The organism is Murimonas intestini, from assembly GCF_024622195.1.
Taxonomy (GTDB): domain Bacteria; phylum Bacillota; class Clostridia; order Lachnospirales; family Lachnospiraceae; genus Murimonas; species Murimonas intestini.
The window spans coordinates 210,726-229,209 of the sequence record NZ_JANKBI010000006.1; the positions used below are offsets into that span (position 1 = coordinate 210,726).

Sequence of the window (18,484 nt, forward strand, 5' to 3'; positions counted from 1 at the left end):
CCTCCTTACCTTATACTTCTTCGTGTTCTGCAGTTACATACGGCAGCAATATTGTAATCTGTGTTCCCTCCTTTTCAGCGCTTTCTATCCATATTTTTGTTTTATCCGGATAGGCATCCTTCAGGCGCTGGGACACCAGCTGGATGCCCAGTCCTGTCTGGGGTGTGATCTCATCTAACTTTGCCCTTAACCGTGCCAGCTTGTCTTTATCCATCCCAACACCATTATCAATGATCTCCATTTTGACCATATCTCCCGCCATTTTGGCAGTGATCACAATTTCTCCTGTCCCACTCTTCCCCGTAAACGCATATTTAATTGCATTCTCTACCACAGGCTGGATCAGAAGCTTGGGGACCTGGCATTCATATACCTCCTGGTCAACCAGGATCTTATAAGAGAGTTTATTTTCGAACCGCATCGCCTGGATTCCAAGATACTTTTCTAGCTGACTGATATCTTCACCCAATGTCACAAGCTCATCAGACTGAGAAGCAGAATAACGCAGAATTTCAGCAAGCGTAACAACCACATCTCCTATCTCCATCTGATCCTCAATAATAAGCATCCAGTGGATCATGTCCAGTGTATTATACAGAAAATGCGGATTCAGCTTCGATTTCAGAGCCGCCATCTCCGAACGGCGGTACAGCTTCTGCTGTTCTACAGTAGTGTGAAGCAATTCCCTGATCTTCCGTATCATATTATTGAAGTTGTCAATCAGGATCTTAAACTCGTTATTTACATTATTATCTATCACAAAATTCAAATCGCCCCTCTGTACATACTCCATACCCTTCAGAAGTTTGTTCATAGGTTTAAAAATGCTGAATATAAGACTGATCGGCAGGATCAGCAGGATAGCCAATGTAAAGACAGCAATAATCCCAAAATAAACGTAAAGTTCTTTTATATTGTCAGCCAGTAATTGATCCGACAATTTAGCTGAGATCCCCCAATTCTGAAATTCGATGGGAAATCTTATCTTTAACTCATCCACCCCATAATATTGATAAATATATTTACTGACAGTATCATGCTCGTTTGAATACATTATCTGATTTGAGGAATTTAACAGGTAAATTTTACTTCCATCGCTTACTTCTTTATCAAAAATATCACCGACTACTTCCTGTTTTAGTACCATAACAAGTGTTCCCAGAACGATATCCCCATCCGTGAGATAAGTAACTGCACTTAGCTGTTCCGGAAAAATCCCGGTCACTTCCCAGCGAATAGAATTCCCTAATAATGTATTATAACCATTTACATAAGAAAGATAATACTCGGGAATATCCTCCAGGGCTCTGCTGTAAAAGCAATTGATCGGCGGCTGGTCCTTCATAAATATGTATATATTATCAATCAGGTCCAGATTCTGGTTTTTCAATATACTTTGCATTATTGCACTTTTCCCTATACGGTAATAGTCCGGAGCCTCCCGTATCCTTTCCAGATTCTGCTTGATCGCATAGTCTCCCTTAAGCTCCTGTACCGCATCATTACACTGCTGGAGACGCAGGTCTACACGCTTTGAAATCTGATACACTGTCTGTTCAAAGAGAGTATCCGTATTTTTCACAACAATATTGTCACTTAAATACCGCGCAAAGATCAGCTGTATAATGAGTACAATCACAGTCACCACCGTAAATAGAAGAATAATCTTCACCGATAATCTGTTCTTATTTTTCCTGAACAAAAGCTTTTGTCTGAATGGTGAATTCTTTTCCAACGATATTTGCCTCCATATATTCTTTTATCTCATCAACATTTACAAGGCATTTTCCATTAACAAACAGCGCGGGAACTTCCAGGCCGTCCGTCTTCCCATATGCCTGCCAATATGCCTTCATCAGTTCCTTATTCTCCCCGGCAAGCACATCATATTTCAAAAAATAATTGTCAAAATCATCAATCTGACTTTTTATCTTGTCAAAATATTCCTTCATTTCAACACAGTCCGGGCACTGCACCATATAGAAATATACCATTTTATCAAGTGTCTTCTCCTGGTAGACTGGCTCAGCAACTTCAAGACCCAGATATCCCGGCGAGTGCAGGCCCGTCCTGTCCCTCTGAACTTCTGACAGAAAAAAGGCGCTGATCTCCTCCGTTCCCGTCAGAATGGTCTCGTCAATAAACATAATCGGCTGTATCGTACTTGTAATTTGATACTCCTCTTTATAGCTCTGATACAAATCCTGGTATTTAGTAAAAAAAGTATTATATACAGTCAGATTTACACTTTCGGTCAGATTATTTTCTTTTAAAAGGTTTTGATATTTCCGATAAAATTCTTCCTCTGTTTTGCATGCCTTACAGGGTACCCCATTTGAAGAGCAGCCGCCGCAGGAATCATAGATAAAAGCTACTGCCTCAACTTTCCTCTGTTTATTTACTCCTGCAAAGATAAAGACAGCCGCTGTCAATAATACAATAGCTGCAATTCCTGTGATTCCTGCAATTACTATTTTCTTCCTTTTCATTTCATCCCCCACCTCTTCTATAAAAGCCATTACCAAAAGTAATTTTAAATGGCTTATTGCATGTGACCATAAAGGTACTGAACAACTACAATTTTATAATAACAATAACCCGTATGATTTTATTTAAAATTTTCATGAAATCTTTAAAAATCATTGGGTTTTATTTAAAAAAAGCCCTGATGCCACGCTCCCACCGCCACTCTGCCACGAAAAAAAGAGCTATCACTGGCTCCCTGAATTTATAGAAAAAGACACCTGCCATTTCTGACAAGTGCCCCACATTTCAAATCCAACTATATCAAACCATCATATATCAAACTTCTTAGTTCCTTCATCTTCCGTTCAATTGCACGCGCAGTTTCAATAAATACCTCATCCGTTTTCCCGGTTGGATCATCCAGCCCCCAGTCTTCACGATGCCTGCATGGAAGGCATGGGCACTGCACATTACATCCCATTGTCACTGCCACATCTACAGGCGGAATATCGGAAAGCAGCTTTGGATACTGCGTCTGTTCCATGTCAATCCCGTAAAGCTGTTGCATAATCCTCACAGCATCCTGGTTGATCTGCGGTTTCGTTTCCGTTCCGGCAGAATAGCTTTCAAATACATCCGAAGCCAGGTGTTTCCCCAATGCTTCCGCCATCTGGCTGCGGCAGGAATTATGGACGCAGATAAAAGCCACCTTACATTTATCCATAACGCCCTACCCTCTCGCCTTCTTCAATAATTTCACCACTTCATCCTTCTTCAAGACTTTCCCATAAGCAACTACCCTGCCATCCACAACCAGCGCAGGAGTCGTCATAACGCCATAAGCCGCAATCTGCGTAAAATCCGTGACATGCTCGATCTCCGTGTCCATCCCCAGCTCTTTAAGCGCTTCCAACGCTGCGGCCTCCAGTTCATTGCACTTCGCACATCCCGAACCCAGCACCTTCACGCTGCAGCCCGCTGTCTTTGCTTTCTCTGCTTCTGCCATGGTATCCGCATTACAATTTCCGCCACAGCAGCATCCATTCCCCTCTACTTCCTGTTTTTTCTTACCAAATAAACCCATATTCCTTTCCTCCCTGTGCTAAATAAGTAAAAAATGAAAAATATTAAACAGGTACCCTACCAAAATAATCCCAAACGTACATATGGCAATAAACAGCGCCAGCAGCTTCGGTTTCACCGCCTTGCGCAGCATGATCATAGACGGAAGGGACAGCGTCGTGACAGCCATCATAAACGCCAGGATCGTGCCAAGCTGCGCCCCCTTATAAAGCAGGGCCTCGGCAACCGGGATCGTCCCGAAAATATCTGCATACATGGGAACCCCAAGCACGGTTGCAAGAACCACCCCAAATGGGTTATTGCTTCCCAGCACAGCCTCCACCCAGCTCTTCGGAATCCAGTTGTGGATCAATGCGCCGATTCCCACACCCACCAGGATATAGGGGAACACCTTCTTAAAGGTAGAGACCACCTGGTCCTTTGCATAAACCCACCGTTCCCTCTGGGACAGTGTGGGGGACTCAATATCCACCGCACTTGCATTGCGGATAAACTCCTCCACATAAGGCTCCATATGCAGCTTTTCAATCAACGTGCCTCCGATCACCGCAATCACAAGACCGACAACCACATAGGCCGCCGCAATCTTAGTCCCGAAAATACTCATCAACAGAACAAGGCTTCCCAGATCCACCATCGGTGAAGAAATCAGAAACGAAAACGTCACTCCCAGGGGCAGTCCCGCGCTGGTAAAGCCGATAAACAGCGGAATGGAAGAGCAGGAACAGAATGGCGTTACCGTCCCCAAAAGAGCCGCAATCATATTTGCCCAAATGCCATGGAACCGCCCCATAATCTTTTTGCTCCGCTCCGGAGGGAAATAACTCTGGATATAAGATATCATAAGAATCAAAAGACACAAAAGCACGGTAATCTTCATCACATCATAAATAAAAAAATGCACGCTTCCACCCAGACGTGAGTCCACATCCATCCCCAAAGAGGAAAGCAGATTCCCAATCAGAAAATTCAGCCACTGCATGCCAAGCACTTCATTCTGGATAAAATCCCATATCATTGTCCGTCTCCTCCTTTCCCTTTACAGCAGGACAGTCCCTCAATAAACTGTTTAAATGCCAAAAGCGTTTCACAATGCAGGGAATAATGGGACCACTTCCCCTCCTTCCTTGTCTCCACAAGTCCGCATTCACAGAGAATCTTCATATGATGGGAAAGTGTAGGCTGGGTAATCTCAAATTTCTCCAGCAGCTTGCAGCCGCATTTTTCTCCATCCGAAAGCATCTGAACAATCTGCAGGCGGTTCGTATCCCCAAGCGCCTTACATATCAATGCTACATCCATTGTATTCATAGTATTCACCTCACATAGATATTTGTCTATGTGTCATTATATGTGATACATAGATGATTGTCAATATGATTTTCATTTCATAAACCACCATCTTTTGGACACCGAAAATATCTCCACAAGAACTTCATCTGGATATTCCGCAATAAAAAAACTTTCCTGACTCTACTATGTACAGAAAAAGGCACCCGCCATTTCTGACAAGTGCCTATGGAAAGCATTATTCAATTTTTATCAGTTCCGTGGCTTGATATAATCACAGATTAACACGCACACATCCAAAGAGATGTTTCACATAATCAGCTTATAAACAATTTCACGCCGCGCTCAGACTTCTTTCACATAAATATTCTTCTCCGTGTCCAGCACAAAACCACAGGACAGCAATACGCCGCAGGAGGCTTTATTGTCCTCATCCGGCTGTACAACAATTCTTTTAGCATCACTGTGAAGAGTGATTTTTTTCACTAGATCCAGCACAATCTGCCTGCCATATCCTTTGTGGATATAATCATTTTCTCCAATCATATAATCTATACTGTAGGAACCACCCAGTTCTGTATAGCCTTCCCATAGTTCATCACTGTCTTTGCAGGCATAATACTGACAAAATCCAATGGGCCTTCCTTCGTGTTCCACAATAAAATGATGTATCCAGTTATATTCACTGTCCTGCTTTTCTATTTCATAAATCCAGTCCGCTGGATGCTCATACCACTTTGCTACATGTGGTTCATACAGCCACTTTTTAAATATGGATAAATCATCCATGCTCATTTTTCTAAGTTCAATCATCTTCATACTCCTTATGCTGGTCCATCCCGTCTTGCAAGCCCTCCTCTATACAGCTCCCTGCTTTCTGAGAATTTTATCCATCGTTTTTCCCCTGGCAAGTTCGTCAATCAATTTATCAAGATAACGGATTTCCCGCATAAGCGGTTCTTCAATCTCCTCCACTCTTACACCGCAGACGGTTCCCTTTATCAACGTCCTGTCCGGATTCAGCTTTGGTGCATTGCGAAAGAAATCCGCATAGTTCATCGGCTCTTCACATATTTTTTCCAATTCCTCCTGGCTGTATCCTGTAAGCCACCGGATAATCTCATCTACTTCCTCTTTTAAACGCCCCTTTTTTACGGCTTTATTCACAAGAAGGGGATATATCTTTGAAAAACTCATCTGATACACTTTATCGTTGCTCATTGATGCTGCCTCCAAATCAATCTGACTTTCTGTAAAAGCTGTCCCGCCAGTGAAACATCCTAACGCTTCCCCGCAGAAAAAATAGCTGCTTCTTTTATCCACCCCATAAGTTCATCGTCAACTTCATCCGGCTCTGAAATAAGGATATGGTGTGTCCATCGGTTAGGATAAGGTTCCGCAGACACATCAATCCTCGGCGATTCAACCTTATGCCCCAAACCAAATGACACAACAATATAGGAACTGGGACAATCCTTTTTCTTCCTCACCCGTGCAAAAGAAACACACGAAAACATATATTTATTTGAAAATGATATCTGCGTTTTCTGTACTTTAATACAGACTTCCCCTATTTCAGATAAAATACGCTGTTCAAGCTGTTCATACAAAGGCAGAGCATCCATGTTTTTTTCAAAGAATAACAATATTCTCTCATCCATCTGCATCTGCATCCTCATCTCCAATCACCTTTTCTATTTCCTTCAATATACCACAAATATCAAATGATTAAAATACAAGAATCTCTTTCCACTCCCTGCTTTATTTCTTCGTTTGTTCCTGAACCCTGAACATGACCATCTGACGAAGCAATTCATATGGCATGGGTTTATCATATGGCAGCTGCAGAGTGCCTTTTGAATACTTATAGTCCGCAAACCGGTCCTTAAATGCTTCAATTGCGCTTGGAGACGGATGAAAACCCAAATGTCTCTTTTCCCCTGAAAAATGGACAAGATTACCGTTAAGCACAAAGGTAGCCATCCCCCAGGAAATCTTCTCGGTAATATCCGGCGAACACTCTAAAATAATCTGCCGTAACATTTCCATACGCTGCCGCACATCACCGCTGTAGCTTGCAATATATTCATCTACAGTAGAAAACGCCGGCTTTGGCTTTTCCCGCTCCTCCAGGGTAACATGCACCTTGTCTCCCGGCTGTTTGCCAATCTTCGCGCGGATATCCTTCCGGACACCAATGATATGACATGGCGTGCCCATCTTCACCACCTGTCCGTCATAAGGCTCACCGTCAAAAGTTGCATGTACCGGCAGCCGTGATTTTCCGAACATCACTTTTATATCGTAAGGCACCTCTACATATGCAGCATCCATATCCTGATTTTTAATCAGAACTGCGTCAAATTCAAGAACTTTCTTCATTTTCTCTCTCCTTCTCAAGATTTCGTTTACTATCTTCCACTTCCTTAAGTAGAAAATAAATCTCTACAAAATACTCATTGTCTAAATCCTCATGTGCTAATGCAAAAATATATTTTACAAGTAATTGGGCATCCCGCAGCTTAAGGTTCCTGCAAATTTTATTCAGATAAGTATGCAGTTCTTTGTTTTTGCCCCAGAATTTGATTTTTCCATATGTCCCTGTTACCTTCACTATTTTCGTGCTGCCGGAATTAGAGACCATTTTCCTGGCATACTCCTTATTTTGACAGGAAATTCCCGCCTTCTGAGGCGGTTCTGCAACAATCCCTTTTGAATCGCTCTGATAAAAGCTCCATTGTTCCATCTGCAGAAAACTCCCCACATTGTTCCAGTCAAATCCCGTTGGCGGAAACCCCTCAACCGAAATCTGGCAGATTTCTTTATCCAGGGTTTCATATTGGATATTCTGCAGCTTATTATCATTTTTATGCAGCGTGATTTCCGTGAGCAAATCCGCCATCTGGCGGGAGCGTTTTTCAAGCTGCTCCAATGCCTTCTTTCGCTCCACTATCGCTGCCTGCTGTTCCTCCACAAGGAGCATATAATCATCGATTTTCCCGGAAACCAGTCGTTTTTGCAAATTCTCCAGAGGGATATCAAGAGAGCGTCCTGCTAAAATCATCTCCAGTATATCAAGCTGTTCAAAAGAATAATACCGATAACCATTCGGTTCAGTGACGAGAGGTTTCAAAAGCCCGATTTTATCATAATACCGCAATGTATCAAGTGATATTCCATAAAGTTTGCAAACCTGTCCAATCCTTAACAGCTTTCCCATCACAATTTCCTTTCGCAGAATTTTAATAATTTCACTTGGTAATAATATCACTTTCCCCTTGACTCTTGAGTAAGTCAAGAGTCTATAGTGGTATTATAAACGAAAACACAGGACAAGTAAAGCCAGACAGGGAGGACTGATAATGGACATGGAAAAAATAAAGGCATTTAGAATACGTGTCTTGTTTGCAATCCCAACACTGCTGATGAGTAATCTCCAGACTTATGTTGTCGCGGCAAACAGCCCTGTGCTGGCATTTGGCGTTTCACTTTCAGCGGGGCTTGTAAATATCGGACTTGATTATCTTTTTGTGGCAGTTGCCGGATGGGGTGTCAAAGGTGCAGCAGTTGCTACCGGATTCAGCAGCCTGATACCAACCGTGGTCTGCATCATTTACTTTATGAAAAAAAGCCGGCTTTTGCATTTTGTAAAACCGGTATTCAGGATCAAGACTCTGATCGACTCTGCAACAAACGGAATGAGCGAAATGGCCACCACGCTTGTTTCCGGCATCACTGCGCTTTTTATGAACCGTGCGCTGCTTCGTTATGCAGGAGAAAACGGTGTTGCCGCCTATACGGTTATCTACTATGTTTTCAGCGTAATGACTGCTTTGTATATCGGTTACATTTATGGAGTGGCCCCTGTCATTAGCTACAACTACGGTCAGCGTGACACAGTTAAATTAAAAAAACTTACGAAAGTAAATCTTATTTTCATAGCACTGGTATCTGGCCTTTCTGCCTTGAGTGCATGGACATTTGGAGAAAATTTGATTAGAATTTTTGCAGAAACGGGAACCGCAGTTTACGAAATAGCAGTGCATGGAAATTTTTTATTTACATTTGCGCTGCTTTTAAATGGCATTGTGTCTGGAATAATTGCATTTTGCCGCACCTTTTTATTTTCACTGGGGGCAATTCTGCTGCTGCCGGAAATATTACAGATCAATGGGGTCTGGCTTGCAACACCTGCTGCAGAATTTTTAGGAACCATAGTTTCGCTCATATGCTTTTTCCGATACAGAAAAAGATATGGGTATTAACAGGGAGGACATTAGAATGGGAAAAATAACATATCGGGAAATCTGCCAGGAAGATTATAATTCGATAAAAAAACTGATCGATGAAGTATGGGATTTAAATCAATTTTGTGGCACTGCGCAGGGATTGGAGGATTCTCTGAATATTTATCTTCAATCCAGTCTGCTTGATATTTCATATGGCAAAGCAGCGATACTTGACGGAAAAGTTGTGGGGATTTTGCTGGGTAAAGATGACAGTCAAAAAATACTGTTTAACAGATTTTCCGTATTATGGCAGTTGGTCAAGAGCAGTGTCTCGCTGCTTTTCCACTCAACCAGACAGATGAGACAGCAATTAAAAAATGCGTTGAAAATATCTAAGACAGAACAGGAGATGATAGGAGCACAAAAAAAGATTTTTACAGGACACATTGAGCTGCTGATTGTCGGAAAAGAGGCACAGGGTCTTGGTGTCGGAAAAGCTCTTGTTGATGGCTTTATTTCATATGCGGTACACGGTAATGAAAATGCGTTTTACGTCCAGACAGACACCCTGTGTAACTATGGGTTCTATGAACATCAGGGATTTGAACGCCTGGATTCTACCAAAATAGCACTGAATGGTGATGACCAAATAACACTTTTTCTATACCAATACAAACAAGGTGAAAATTTGCAATGAGATTTACCAGAGAAAAATTATAAAAACAGAGCCAGGATTCATAATTGGTGAATTACTGAAGCTGCCATCTGCAATCTCAACCACTGGAGTATTCCCTGATCTATTCTGAAAAATAATGGTCTTATTCTTATCTCCACGGAATCCAGTGACTGCAAGACCTTTTCCCCTGCGGCTTTTCTCATATGGAAAAAGATCCCCATAAGATTTGCCCGAATATGACTGTTCTCCCTGTATCGCCGGTCCACTTCCTTGCTTCTGAACGGAAATTGAATATCGTAGGCTTTTCCCAATACTTTTCCTCCATAGCAGGAACACCACACCGATACAATCCAGTCAGCATTGACACGGCTCATACCAAAATCATCCATGAGCTGCTTCACATATCGAAAAGCAAAGGTGTTATTGATATGTGATGCGCTCTGGATATCCTGTGCGATTCCCATGTTATATGCCATCAGCAGTAAGTTGACATTCTTCGCCTGGTCTGGAAATAAGTCTTTTACCAATACAGTAAATTTCTTTCTATCGTCCAGAGATGCCTGGTGTTGCCACAGCAACTCTTCAAAATCCTGTTCAAAAATAACTCGTCACCTTCTTATCTGCTTTTGTACTGTGCTCAAGTCTTATTCCACACCAAGTGCTTTAAATACTGCTTCTTCTGCAGAAGAATAGAAAATTAAGCTAAATGCACCAACCAGATCCGATGGTACAGTTCCCAGATCTCCTGCGGAAGTAATCGGAAGTAAAACTTTCTTCGCTCCACTGTCCAGACATACCTGCAGGGTACTTGCCAGCTCATCCACCTTAATCAAAGTCCCACCGATGCTGATCTCTCCAAGAATTGCAAGGCTGTTTAGTGGTGTCTTTTCAAGAGCTGCTGAACAGATTGCAATCAGTGTCGGCAATGCCAGATTTCCTGTCATTCCTATGCCCTGCATATCCTGATAGTTGATAATATAATCCTTTGTTGTAGTACTGATCTGTCCAGATATACGATTTCCATTGGCTTTCAAATAATTAAATGCAGTATTCGTTGCTTCCTTCGGCTCTTTTCCTGATCCAATACCAGTACACGTCAGTTTTCCATTGCCAGGCATCATCTGTGTTTCCAGCACATAACATCCGATCATTCCTGTCTTTGATTTGGAAACAGTATAAACAGATCCTGGTTTTCCCATTCCCTCTGGAATCAGCTTTCCACCGCCCTGCTCTGGAACTGAAACGTAATGCTCTTCAAAGCTGTCATTATCTGTATAAGAGAAATTTACATCATAGAACTCCATACCACCGATCTTTTTTAACTGCTCTTTTACTCTGCGGCGAAGCTCCAGAGAAATCTCTACAATCTCACGTAATTCTTCTTTTGTTACTTCTCCGTCTGGATATAACAGCTTCGTAAATCCAGAAATCATCTTACGAACTGCAATAGTATCTCGCTGGTTCAGGTTATTTCCAAGGCGGAAATACTTGTCCATCAGGTCACTGTAGCTGTCTTTACGCAGCTCTCGCATGAACTCTGAAAGATAATCTGTAATAAATCCATAATCATTAGTAAAAGAATCCGGTCTGTATTTTGGAATCTCCCAGCCCGGAATATAACAATGCATACGATCCAGAAATGCAGTATCCGTTCCCATTTCTGGTGGGAATGGAGCAAATAAGCTGGAAGTCTTCAAAAGGGTATCTACACTCTGGTTGATATTTCCTACGAACACCATAGAAGCCTTTGCCTGAATCTCTGCCTTTCCTCGCGAAAATGCTCCAGATGCCATGTATCCTTTCATAATCTGAATACCGTCTTTATCTTTGAACTTAATACCTGCAACCTCATCAAAAGCCACACAGTCCCACATACCTACAAGACCTACCGTATGATTGGACATATTATAAAAAAGATTAGCAACCGTTGTCTGTCCTCCAGCTACCAGAATGCTGTTCGGAGAAATCTGCTCATATATGTAGGATTTACCGGTAGAACGTGGTCCCAATTCACAAAGGTTAAAATTATTCTCTACAAGCGGGATCATACGTGCAATTAAAAGCCATTTTGCTCTCTCACTGAAACTTTCAGGCTCCAAACCAGTCGAACGAAGCAGGATATCCATCCATTCAGCTTTTGTAAATGCTTTTCTTCCATTTCTCACTTCATCCATATCCACATGCGGCATCTGGATTGGTGTCAGCTTACGGATACGGATTGGCTGAGTATTCTTCTTATCTTCTTCAATAAACTCATACTCCATCTGCAGAATACACCAAATACCTCCACAGAGCAGTCTGTCATAATCTTTCACATAATCCGGATGAATTGGAATCCCCTTCACGCCAAGGTTTGAGAATGTCGCTTCATAACGGTCTTCCTTTGTATTCAGCACAACCGTAATTCGGTCAATCACTGTATAACTGCCTCTTTCACGCAAAAGAGAGAGAATCTTTTGTGCCTCATCCGGACGCACATAGTTTTCTCTCAAAATACGCTTTACGTTTTCTACTCCCTCTTCAATGATCTCATCATCATCAGAATTACAGTACTGTCCAAGGAGATATTCCAGTACATAGACTGGAACATTGGCTCCTTCACGGATGGATTTCGTTAAATCCTTCCTTACAATACGACCGTCATAGTATTGACGGAGCTTTTGCTTTATTTCTTCTCGTTTGTCTTCTGTTGTATTTTCCATATGCAAATCGTCCATAAATATACTTTTCTCCTCACAAATCTTGTGTAAAACGCTTGTGTAAATGCTCTCTAAATTCTGATTTACACAAGCAAAAACCTCGATTTTGAGGGCTTTTTTATTCTTTTCAATGATTTCTTGTGTAAATTCTTGTGTAAATATTATTTTTCTTGTTTAACCTGTTCCACCAAAATCCAAGATGACCTCTGCTGATTTTGGGAATCTGTGGTAATAATCCCTTTTCTTCGCATAGTGGCAAGCAAATTTCGTATCTTATCTTCTTTCTGCTTATCTTCCATTACTTCTGGCAATTTATCCCAAAGTAGTGCCCTTATATCTTTTTTCTTTGCTTTTTTGTATTGTTTAAGATATCGCACAATTAAGTCTCTATAGTATTGATCATCGAATGCTTTATTCTTTACATACTGGCTCTTTTCACCGATTGTTTCTGATATAGAAGCTGATAGAAAAATATTAGGTACTTTTCCTTCTATAACCTTTAGCTTTCTCAAGTATTTCACAGCTGCTTTATCGATTTTAATACCCTTTTGTACGCAGTCGATCAAAAATACCGTTTCCAAATCGAAGTCAGGATTTTTAAATAATATCTGCGAATAATTTTCATCAAGAATTTTTCCATATATGCAAACTCTTACCTGTTGCCTATTCGATAAATCATAATCTGGGAGCGGAAAGTATCTTTCTTTTTGAATCCGAAATACTCTTCTTATTCCTGTAGACTGTGAATCGATCATATTCAGTTTCACCATTGTCTCTGCCAACAACTGATTTCTATAAAACGGTGGATTATATCCCGGATTCAATACTGGCTCAATTTTTCCCGGCAAAAAAGATCCTGGATTGGTAAGGATAATCTTATCTTCAAATTCATTTAGATATATTCTTCCACCATACGTATATTCCGAATGAGCAATACAGTTATTTAAAAGCTCTCGAAGAAGCCACATATCATACTGTTTTGTTTCTGTTGGAAATAGTGTTAACTGGTTCGGCATATATCTGTAAGTAAGGTTTCTAATCTTTCCAAACAGTCGCTCACTTAAAGTAATATACGGAATTTTAAAGATTTCGTAATCACTCACTTCATTTTTTGAATCGTACACTCTCCATGATGCTTCAGGAACAGTTTTAAACAAATAATCATAATCTTCATTTCCCAGTAACAACATTGCCGCATTTGTTATTTTACCATTGAGCATCAGCTTCAATTTGGTCAGAAACTGTTCATTTGTCATTCGATCCACTTCTTCGCTGATGTACGATTTATTCATCTTTTTTTTATAATTTTCTCGTGCAAGATTAATAGCATTGGTATCCAGATGTTCTATTTCTGCTTCTGGAACAATCTGCTTCGACCAGTCTTTCTTTTCCTGCCCACGAATTCGATCAAGTTCTTCTACAGATAATGCTCCCAAAGATTCTCCATTGCGTCCATAAAAATGGTCATTCCACCCTGTCGGTGTTGCCGTTGTTGCTGCTGGAATCTGAAACATAATTACACGTTTCTTTTCACCATCTACCACAGGAAATACTTCATAAATTTCTATAAAAGATATTCCACCTGTAGTTCCTACTGATATTTCCTGCTTCAGAGTATCCAAGCCCTTGTTATTTCTATAATCAGAACCAACAATAGCCTTATCCTTATTTCTTACTCCGAAAACCAGCCATCCATGCTGCAATCCTTTTAAATTTGATTCGTTGCTTATTGCAGAAAAATATTGTCCTATTTTATTTTTATCATAGTCCTTTCCTGCCTCTTTAAATTCAACTACTTCCATTTCCCAACTTTTGATCAATTTTTCAAGGATCGTGCAGAGTTCTGAATTGCTAGGCTTATCTTCCATCCATAAATCCATTTTTACATCACCTCTCCAACACTTCATACTGTTTTGCTGTTTCTTTGTTCACAAAATATTTTTCTAATACATTTCTAAAACCCAAAATCATACACGAACGCAATATCAATCATAAATTCATACTGTTGCAAAATATTCTTCTCATCATTTGCATCTGCCAGCACCAGATAATACTTATCACCATACTTGTATTCTCTGGACTTCAATGTAAACTTCTCATGGAATGTTCTCTTCTCCGGTGCATCTTCACGACTATTCGCCACGATCGGTACATCAAAAGATATCTTTTCTCCATCTTCTGTCGCAAAGTATGCCACCAAACTTCTTGCCTTCATAGTATCTGTTACTTTCTCTGTCTGAATAAAATCAAAGTAAGTAATCAGGTTGGTCACCTTTCGATTCACAGAAGTCGGAATCACATCTACATAATCGTAAGCAACCGCTCTAGTATTCGTTGTCAGTTCAATTACCGGAATCAGCATCTCTTGAAGTGATGAACCTCCATGCACATAGTTCTGTCCTCCACCGGCTACCTTAAAAATATCTGCTCCAATCGGTGTGGTCACATATAAATTATTCATATATGCCATCAATCTGGACTTCATTCCCGGTTCGTTTACTTTCCGTGTTGTAAGCAGGAACCGTTTGTTGGAATATACACAGATTTCACGGTCATATGATACTTTGTCAAATTCATGTAGCTTGTCTCTCTTATACAAGAAGCCATGATCTGCTGTAATAAAGAATTTCGGCGCTGATAAATACATTGTTAATCTATGTATCAAGCGATGGATTTCATCTATTGCTTCCTCACAGGCTTTAAAAACTTCATTCTCACTGGCTGCCTTATCTCCACGAGCGTCTACCTGGTTATGATAAATGTATACAATATTTTTTCCCTGCAGTAGTTCACGAAGTCTATCTTGATTTGCGTCAATTAAATCGTCAAATGCCAAAGCTACATTGTTTTCATTCTGCGCTTTTAAAATCTTATCTCTGGAGGCCAGATCACCACAGCTCTGTCCATCTACTGTGATATTCAATTTATCATCTACCTGTAATTCCTTATGTGGCAGAAGGCTTGCCATTCCCACTGATGTTACCGAAGGCAGTCCACTGATCATACACTCTAATTTCGGCGTACACTTTTCATCCAGTTCCAATCGTTCCATCAATTCTTTTGCACATTCATACCGAAAAGCATCAGAAATGATGACGATTACACGTTTGTTTCCTTCGTATGACTTCAGATAATTGCGATAGAAATCTTCCTGACGTTTTAATCCGGTATCTACTATCAAATTATCCGTCAATTCCTGATTCCACTTCGGGGTTACTTTCTGCAGATAAGTGAAGGAATACATATTCTCAATGCGTTCTCTTACCTTAGAAAATCTCTCTGTATCTTCTATGCAGTCATAAGCACTATAAAACCATCTATAATAAGAATCAATCAAATATGTCTGTTTCTGATAATCATCTACTATAGCCTTGATATCACTGGTTACTTCCAGAACAGATACCGCTTTCATCATCTGATAGGCATATTTGATTGCCTGATATTCATTCTTGTATACGTTTCCAAAATGGCAGGACTTTGCAGTTCGCTGTTCTGTAATCTGTGCAAGGTTCATGCCATCAATCTGAGCATCCAGGATCTCGTCGTTCAGCTGATCCAACGCCCAGTCAATTAAAATATGATCCAGTTCTCTGAAAGCATCACAATTTGCAATATCCAGAAGCTGTGCTGACTGATCTTTTGATTTGTCCGCATCCTTTTTCAATTCATCCCGTATTCTGCTCACTACCCGTAACGTCTTGTCCACTTTTTCTGATAATACGTCATAAGCATTCTGATAAAGTACATTGTCCATCAAATTCCGGACAAATACGACTACATCATTCTTCTTTTTCAATATATATGATTTTAAAACAGCTGGTACCGTATCTTTTAACGCTACCGATGCATATGTCAAAAGCATACATGCTGCCAGATCATCTATGTTCGGATTTGCAGACTGGTATCCAAAACACTTCTCACATAATTCCCAGAACTTTTCTAAAAGTCCATTATCCTCTAACGCCTTCATGTATGCTTCGTTGTCATGCAGTAATAACTGTCTGGTAATCTCTTCAAAATTCGGAGTCTTTACATCTGTAAGCACGGCAATAAGACCAATATCAATGGTTTCCACATTGAAATGGTCTATGCCGAGTTCTTTAAACTTCTCAATACGATTCTTATTCTTCCAGAAGTTACTGTACTGTGCCAGATGTTCTTTAAATCGGTTATCAATTCCAATTTCCTGTGACATCTGGGATACCCGGTCCGTGTAGTACGGAACAGAGTAATAATACATATCTGCCAATGGATTCTCCGCATCACCAGGTTTAGGAAATGGTGCGTATACAAGATACTTGTTCTCTGTATCTGATTCATTTAATAACCATTTGGAATAAAACCAGTTCGTACCATCCAGAATATGTAATTTTGCATTGTCCAGTTGCAATTCAGATACCTCGTCTTCGTATTCCCCTTTATCATCAAACCAGAATATAATACGAGTCTCTTCCTTGGAAAATTCAGAATTCAACTGCTCTTGTATATTTTGTAAATCCATCTTTTCACCTTCAAGTTTATTTGTGCCTAATCTCCGCACAGTTTATGATATCTTCAATTTGCTCTCAAGCCAGGAAATGATAATTCCACAATACGGTGTCAAATTTCTTTCCTGTACAAGATTTGCATAAGTGCGTTCCAGCTCACGCATAAATGCATCTTGTGATTTACCTTTGCACTTTCTCATGATTCTATTTTTCTCTGCCATCAAAACATTTTTCCTTGTCTGTGGTAACGAAAGTGCCTGGCAATTCAAGTTCAATCCGGATCTGTTGTTCCGACAATCGCTTCTATCTCCATCAAAACCTTATCTGCTTCTTTGTATTTATTTTCATCCATATACGCATAGAATAAATCCATACGCTGCTTGATATCAGCCGGACGCTCCGATACTTTCATAACCTCCCGTAAGATGGAATTTACATCTCTTCCATAGGTCTGTGCCACCGGCATGTAGATTTCTCCATGATCCAGAATTCGAATCTGCTCTCTTCTAACAGAGTTGATAACTGCCGGAGCGTGGGAGCTGACAATAAACTGGAGCTCCGGAAAAATTGCATGAAGGTCACTCAGAATCGTCTGCTGCCACTGCGGATGCAAATGTAAATCAATTTCATCAATCAGCACAACACCAGGTGTTTTTTCCAGCACCTGATCTCCCAGCGTAGAATTTAATACTGCCATACGATAGGCAATGTCACCGATCATACTGAGAGTATTCTTATATCCTTCGCTCATCTCATCCATTGCAAATTTCTGTGCATCGCCATTCGCAGTTTCAAATTCCAGTACCCGTCTATGGGTATCAAGATCAAAGAAAAGGGTGGCATTTCGTGCACCGCTGATTCTCTCAAAGCTTCTGCAGATTGCTTTTTCGACTGTTTTCAAAAGTAATGGTCTTTCCAGTATGCCTGTCTTCTGCTGTTCCTGAAGACTTTTTAGTGTCTGCATCTGGAACCAGTTTAGCATCAACTTTTCATTTGACTCGGCTGCCACACAATCCACGTAGCCGACCTGACGTTTAAACTCCGTTAAAGATTTCAGATTTCTCTTTTCTTTCTTCTGTGCATATAAACGTCCAGTTCCGTAGTACGATATCAGCGGAAGCACCAGTGACTTATCTCCTGTCATGATCTGATTCTGTGCTTTCTTCGCAAGAGCTGTCAATTCACCTGCATCTTTGATAGTAGTCTTGCCACTTTCAGAGTTCAAAGAACGAATCCATTTAACATTTCGCTGAGCCAGGCAATCACCAATACTCTCAATACTTACTGGAAACTGGTGCTGCGGATCAATCGTTCCGTTTAAATCATGGAACTCATATCTGGCATCATCCTTTAAAATACTTCTACTAACACCACCATCTATCCCCAATAGAAATGTACTGACTGAGACAGCCACTGCATCCAATATTGCAGTCTTTCCTGCTCCATTCTTACCAACTACCAATGTGATATAATCATCAAAATCAATCTCAGCCTCTTTGAAACATCTGTAATTGGAAATCTTGATATTTTTTAATTTCAATTATCTGTCACCTC

At 40.6% G+C, this 18,484-nt stretch carries 18 protein-coding genes; 2 read left to right on the plus strand and 16 right to left on the minus strand.

Annotated elements, in window-relative coordinates; all coding sequences use genetic code 11:
* Positions 1-10 precede the first annotated feature (10 nt).
* From NSB28_RS11765 to NSB28_RS11820, 11 genes are all read right to left on the minus strand, one after another.
* Entirely contained in the window at positions 11-1,735 is a 1,725-nt protein-coding gene (locus NSB28_RS11765) for a sensor histidine kinase (protein WP_109627565.1), read from the minus strand.
* Entirely contained in the window at positions 1,686-2,489 is an 804-nt protein-coding gene (locus tag NSB28_RS11770) for a thioredoxin domain-containing protein (protein ID WP_109627568.1), read from the minus strand. The genes NSB28_RS11765 and NSB28_RS11770 overlap by 50 nt, the downstream gene beginning before the upstream one ends.
* A gap of 293 nt (positions 2,490-2,782) precedes the next feature.
* Positions 2,783-3,190, minus strand: coding sequence for an arsenate reductase ArsC (locus NSB28_RS11775; protein WP_109627571.1), 408 nt, complete (start codon positions 3,188-3,190; stop codon positions 2,783-2,785).
* Positions 3,191-3,196: 6 nt separating this feature from the next.
* Positions 3,197-3,550, minus strand: coding sequence for a thioredoxin family protein (locus NSB28_RS11780; RefSeq protein WP_109627574.1), 354 nt, complete (start codon positions 3,548-3,550; stop codon positions 3,197-3,199).
* Between the two features lie 18 nt (positions 3,551-3,568).
* On the minus strand, positions 3,569-4,567 hold the full coding sequence (locus tag NSB28_RS11785) for a permease (RefSeq protein WP_109627576.1): 999 nt from the start codon (positions 4,565-4,567) through the stop codon (positions 3,569-3,571).
* Positions 4,564-4,860: an ArsR/SmtB family transcription factor gene (locus NSB28_RS11790; RefSeq protein ID WP_109627579.1), complete on the minus strand. Its 297-nt coding sequence runs from the start codon at positions 4,858-4,860 to the stop codon at positions 4,564-4,566. The genes NSB28_RS11785 and NSB28_RS11790 overlap by 4 nt, the downstream gene beginning before the upstream one ends.
* Before the next feature lie 324 nt (positions 4,861-5,184).
* Positions 5,185-5,652, minus strand: coding sequence for a GNAT family N-acetyltransferase (locus NSB28_RS11795; RefSeq protein ID WP_109747155.1), 468 nt, complete (start codon positions 5,650-5,652; stop codon positions 5,185-5,187).
* Between the two features lie 45 nt (positions 5,653-5,697).
* A complete protein-coding gene (locus tag NSB28_RS11800; RefSeq protein ID WP_109627582.1) occupies positions 5,698-6,060 on the minus strand; it encodes a DUF2200 domain-containing protein in 363 nt (120 codons plus the stop codon).
* Positions 6,061-6,119: 59 nt separating this feature from the next.
* Positions 6,120-6,518 (minus strand): DUF5655 domain-containing protein, encoded by a 399-nt coding sequence (locus NSB28_RS11805; protein WP_257497728.1) that lies wholly within the window; start codon positions 6,516-6,518, stop codon positions 6,120-6,122.
* A gap of 82 nt (positions 6,519-6,600) precedes the next feature.
* A complete protein-coding gene (locus NSB28_RS25230; protein ID WP_330581431.1) occupies positions 6,601-7,221 on the minus strand; it encodes a DUF1905 domain-containing protein in 621 nt (206 codons plus the stop codon).
* Positions 7,205-8,059 (minus strand): MerR family DNA-binding transcriptional regulator, encoded by an 855-nt coding sequence (locus NSB28_RS11820; protein WP_109627583.1) that lies wholly within the window; start codon positions 8,057-8,059, stop codon positions 7,205-7,207. The genes NSB28_RS25230 and NSB28_RS11820 overlap by 17 nt, the downstream gene beginning before the upstream one ends.
* A 142-nt stretch (positions 8,060-8,201) precedes the next feature.
* Between NSB28_RS11820 and NSB28_RS11825 the strand changes: the two genes are divergently transcribed.
* Both NSB28_RS11825 and NSB28_RS11830 read left to right on the plus strand, forming a co-directional pair.
* Entirely contained in the window at positions 8,202-9,104 is a 903-nt protein-coding gene (locus tag NSB28_RS11825; RefSeq protein ID WP_109627585.1) for an MATE family efflux transporter, read from the plus strand.
* A 16-nt stretch (positions 9,105-9,120) separates the two neighbouring features.
* Positions 9,121-9,765 carry a GNAT family N-acetyltransferase gene (locus NSB28_RS11830; RefSeq protein WP_257497727.1) on the plus strand — a complete coding sequence of 215 codons (645 nt, stop codon included), beginning with the start codon at positions 9,121-9,123 and terminating at the stop codon, positions 9,763-9,765.
* A 38-nt stretch (positions 9,766-9,803) separates the two neighbouring features.
* On the opposite strand, the gene NSB28_RS11835 is transcribed toward NSB28_RS11830, so the two are convergent.
* From NSB28_RS11835 to NSB28_RS11855, 5 genes are all read right to left on the minus strand, one after another.
* The gene (locus tag NSB28_RS11835; RefSeq protein WP_257497726.1) at positions 9,804-10,133 is read right to left on the minus strand and encodes a hypothetical protein; all 330 of its coding nucleotides are present in this window, start codon (positions 10,131-10,133) and stop codon (positions 9,804-9,806) included.
* Positions 10,134-10,388: 255 nt separating this feature from the next.
* Positions 10,389-12,461: a protease Lon-related BREX system protein BrxL gene (gene brxL, locus NSB28_RS11840; protein WP_330665370.1), complete on the minus strand. Its 2,073-nt coding sequence runs from the start codon at positions 12,459-12,461 to the stop codon at positions 10,389-10,391.
* A 143-nt stretch (positions 12,462-12,604) separates the two neighbouring features.
* Entirely contained in the window at positions 12,605-14,323 is a 1,719-nt protein-coding gene (locus NSB28_RS11845; protein ID WP_109627593.1) for an RNA-binding domain-containing protein, read from the minus strand.
* A 74-nt stretch (positions 14,324-14,397) separates the two neighbouring features.
* Positions 14,398-16,944 (minus strand): BREX-1 system phosphatase PglZ type A, encoded by a 2,547-nt coding sequence (gene pglZ / locus NSB28_RS11850; RefSeq protein ID WP_109627595.1) that lies wholly within the window; start codon positions 16,942-16,944, stop codon positions 14,398-14,400.
* Between the two features lie 257 nt (positions 16,945-17,201).
* Positions 17,202-18,470 carry an AAA family ATPase gene (locus NSB28_RS11855; protein ID WP_109627598.1) on the minus strand — a complete coding sequence of 423 codons (1,269 nt, stop codon included), beginning with the start codon at positions 18,468-18,470 and terminating at the stop codon, positions 17,202-17,204.
* Positions 18,471-18,484: the final 14 nt, after the last annotated feature.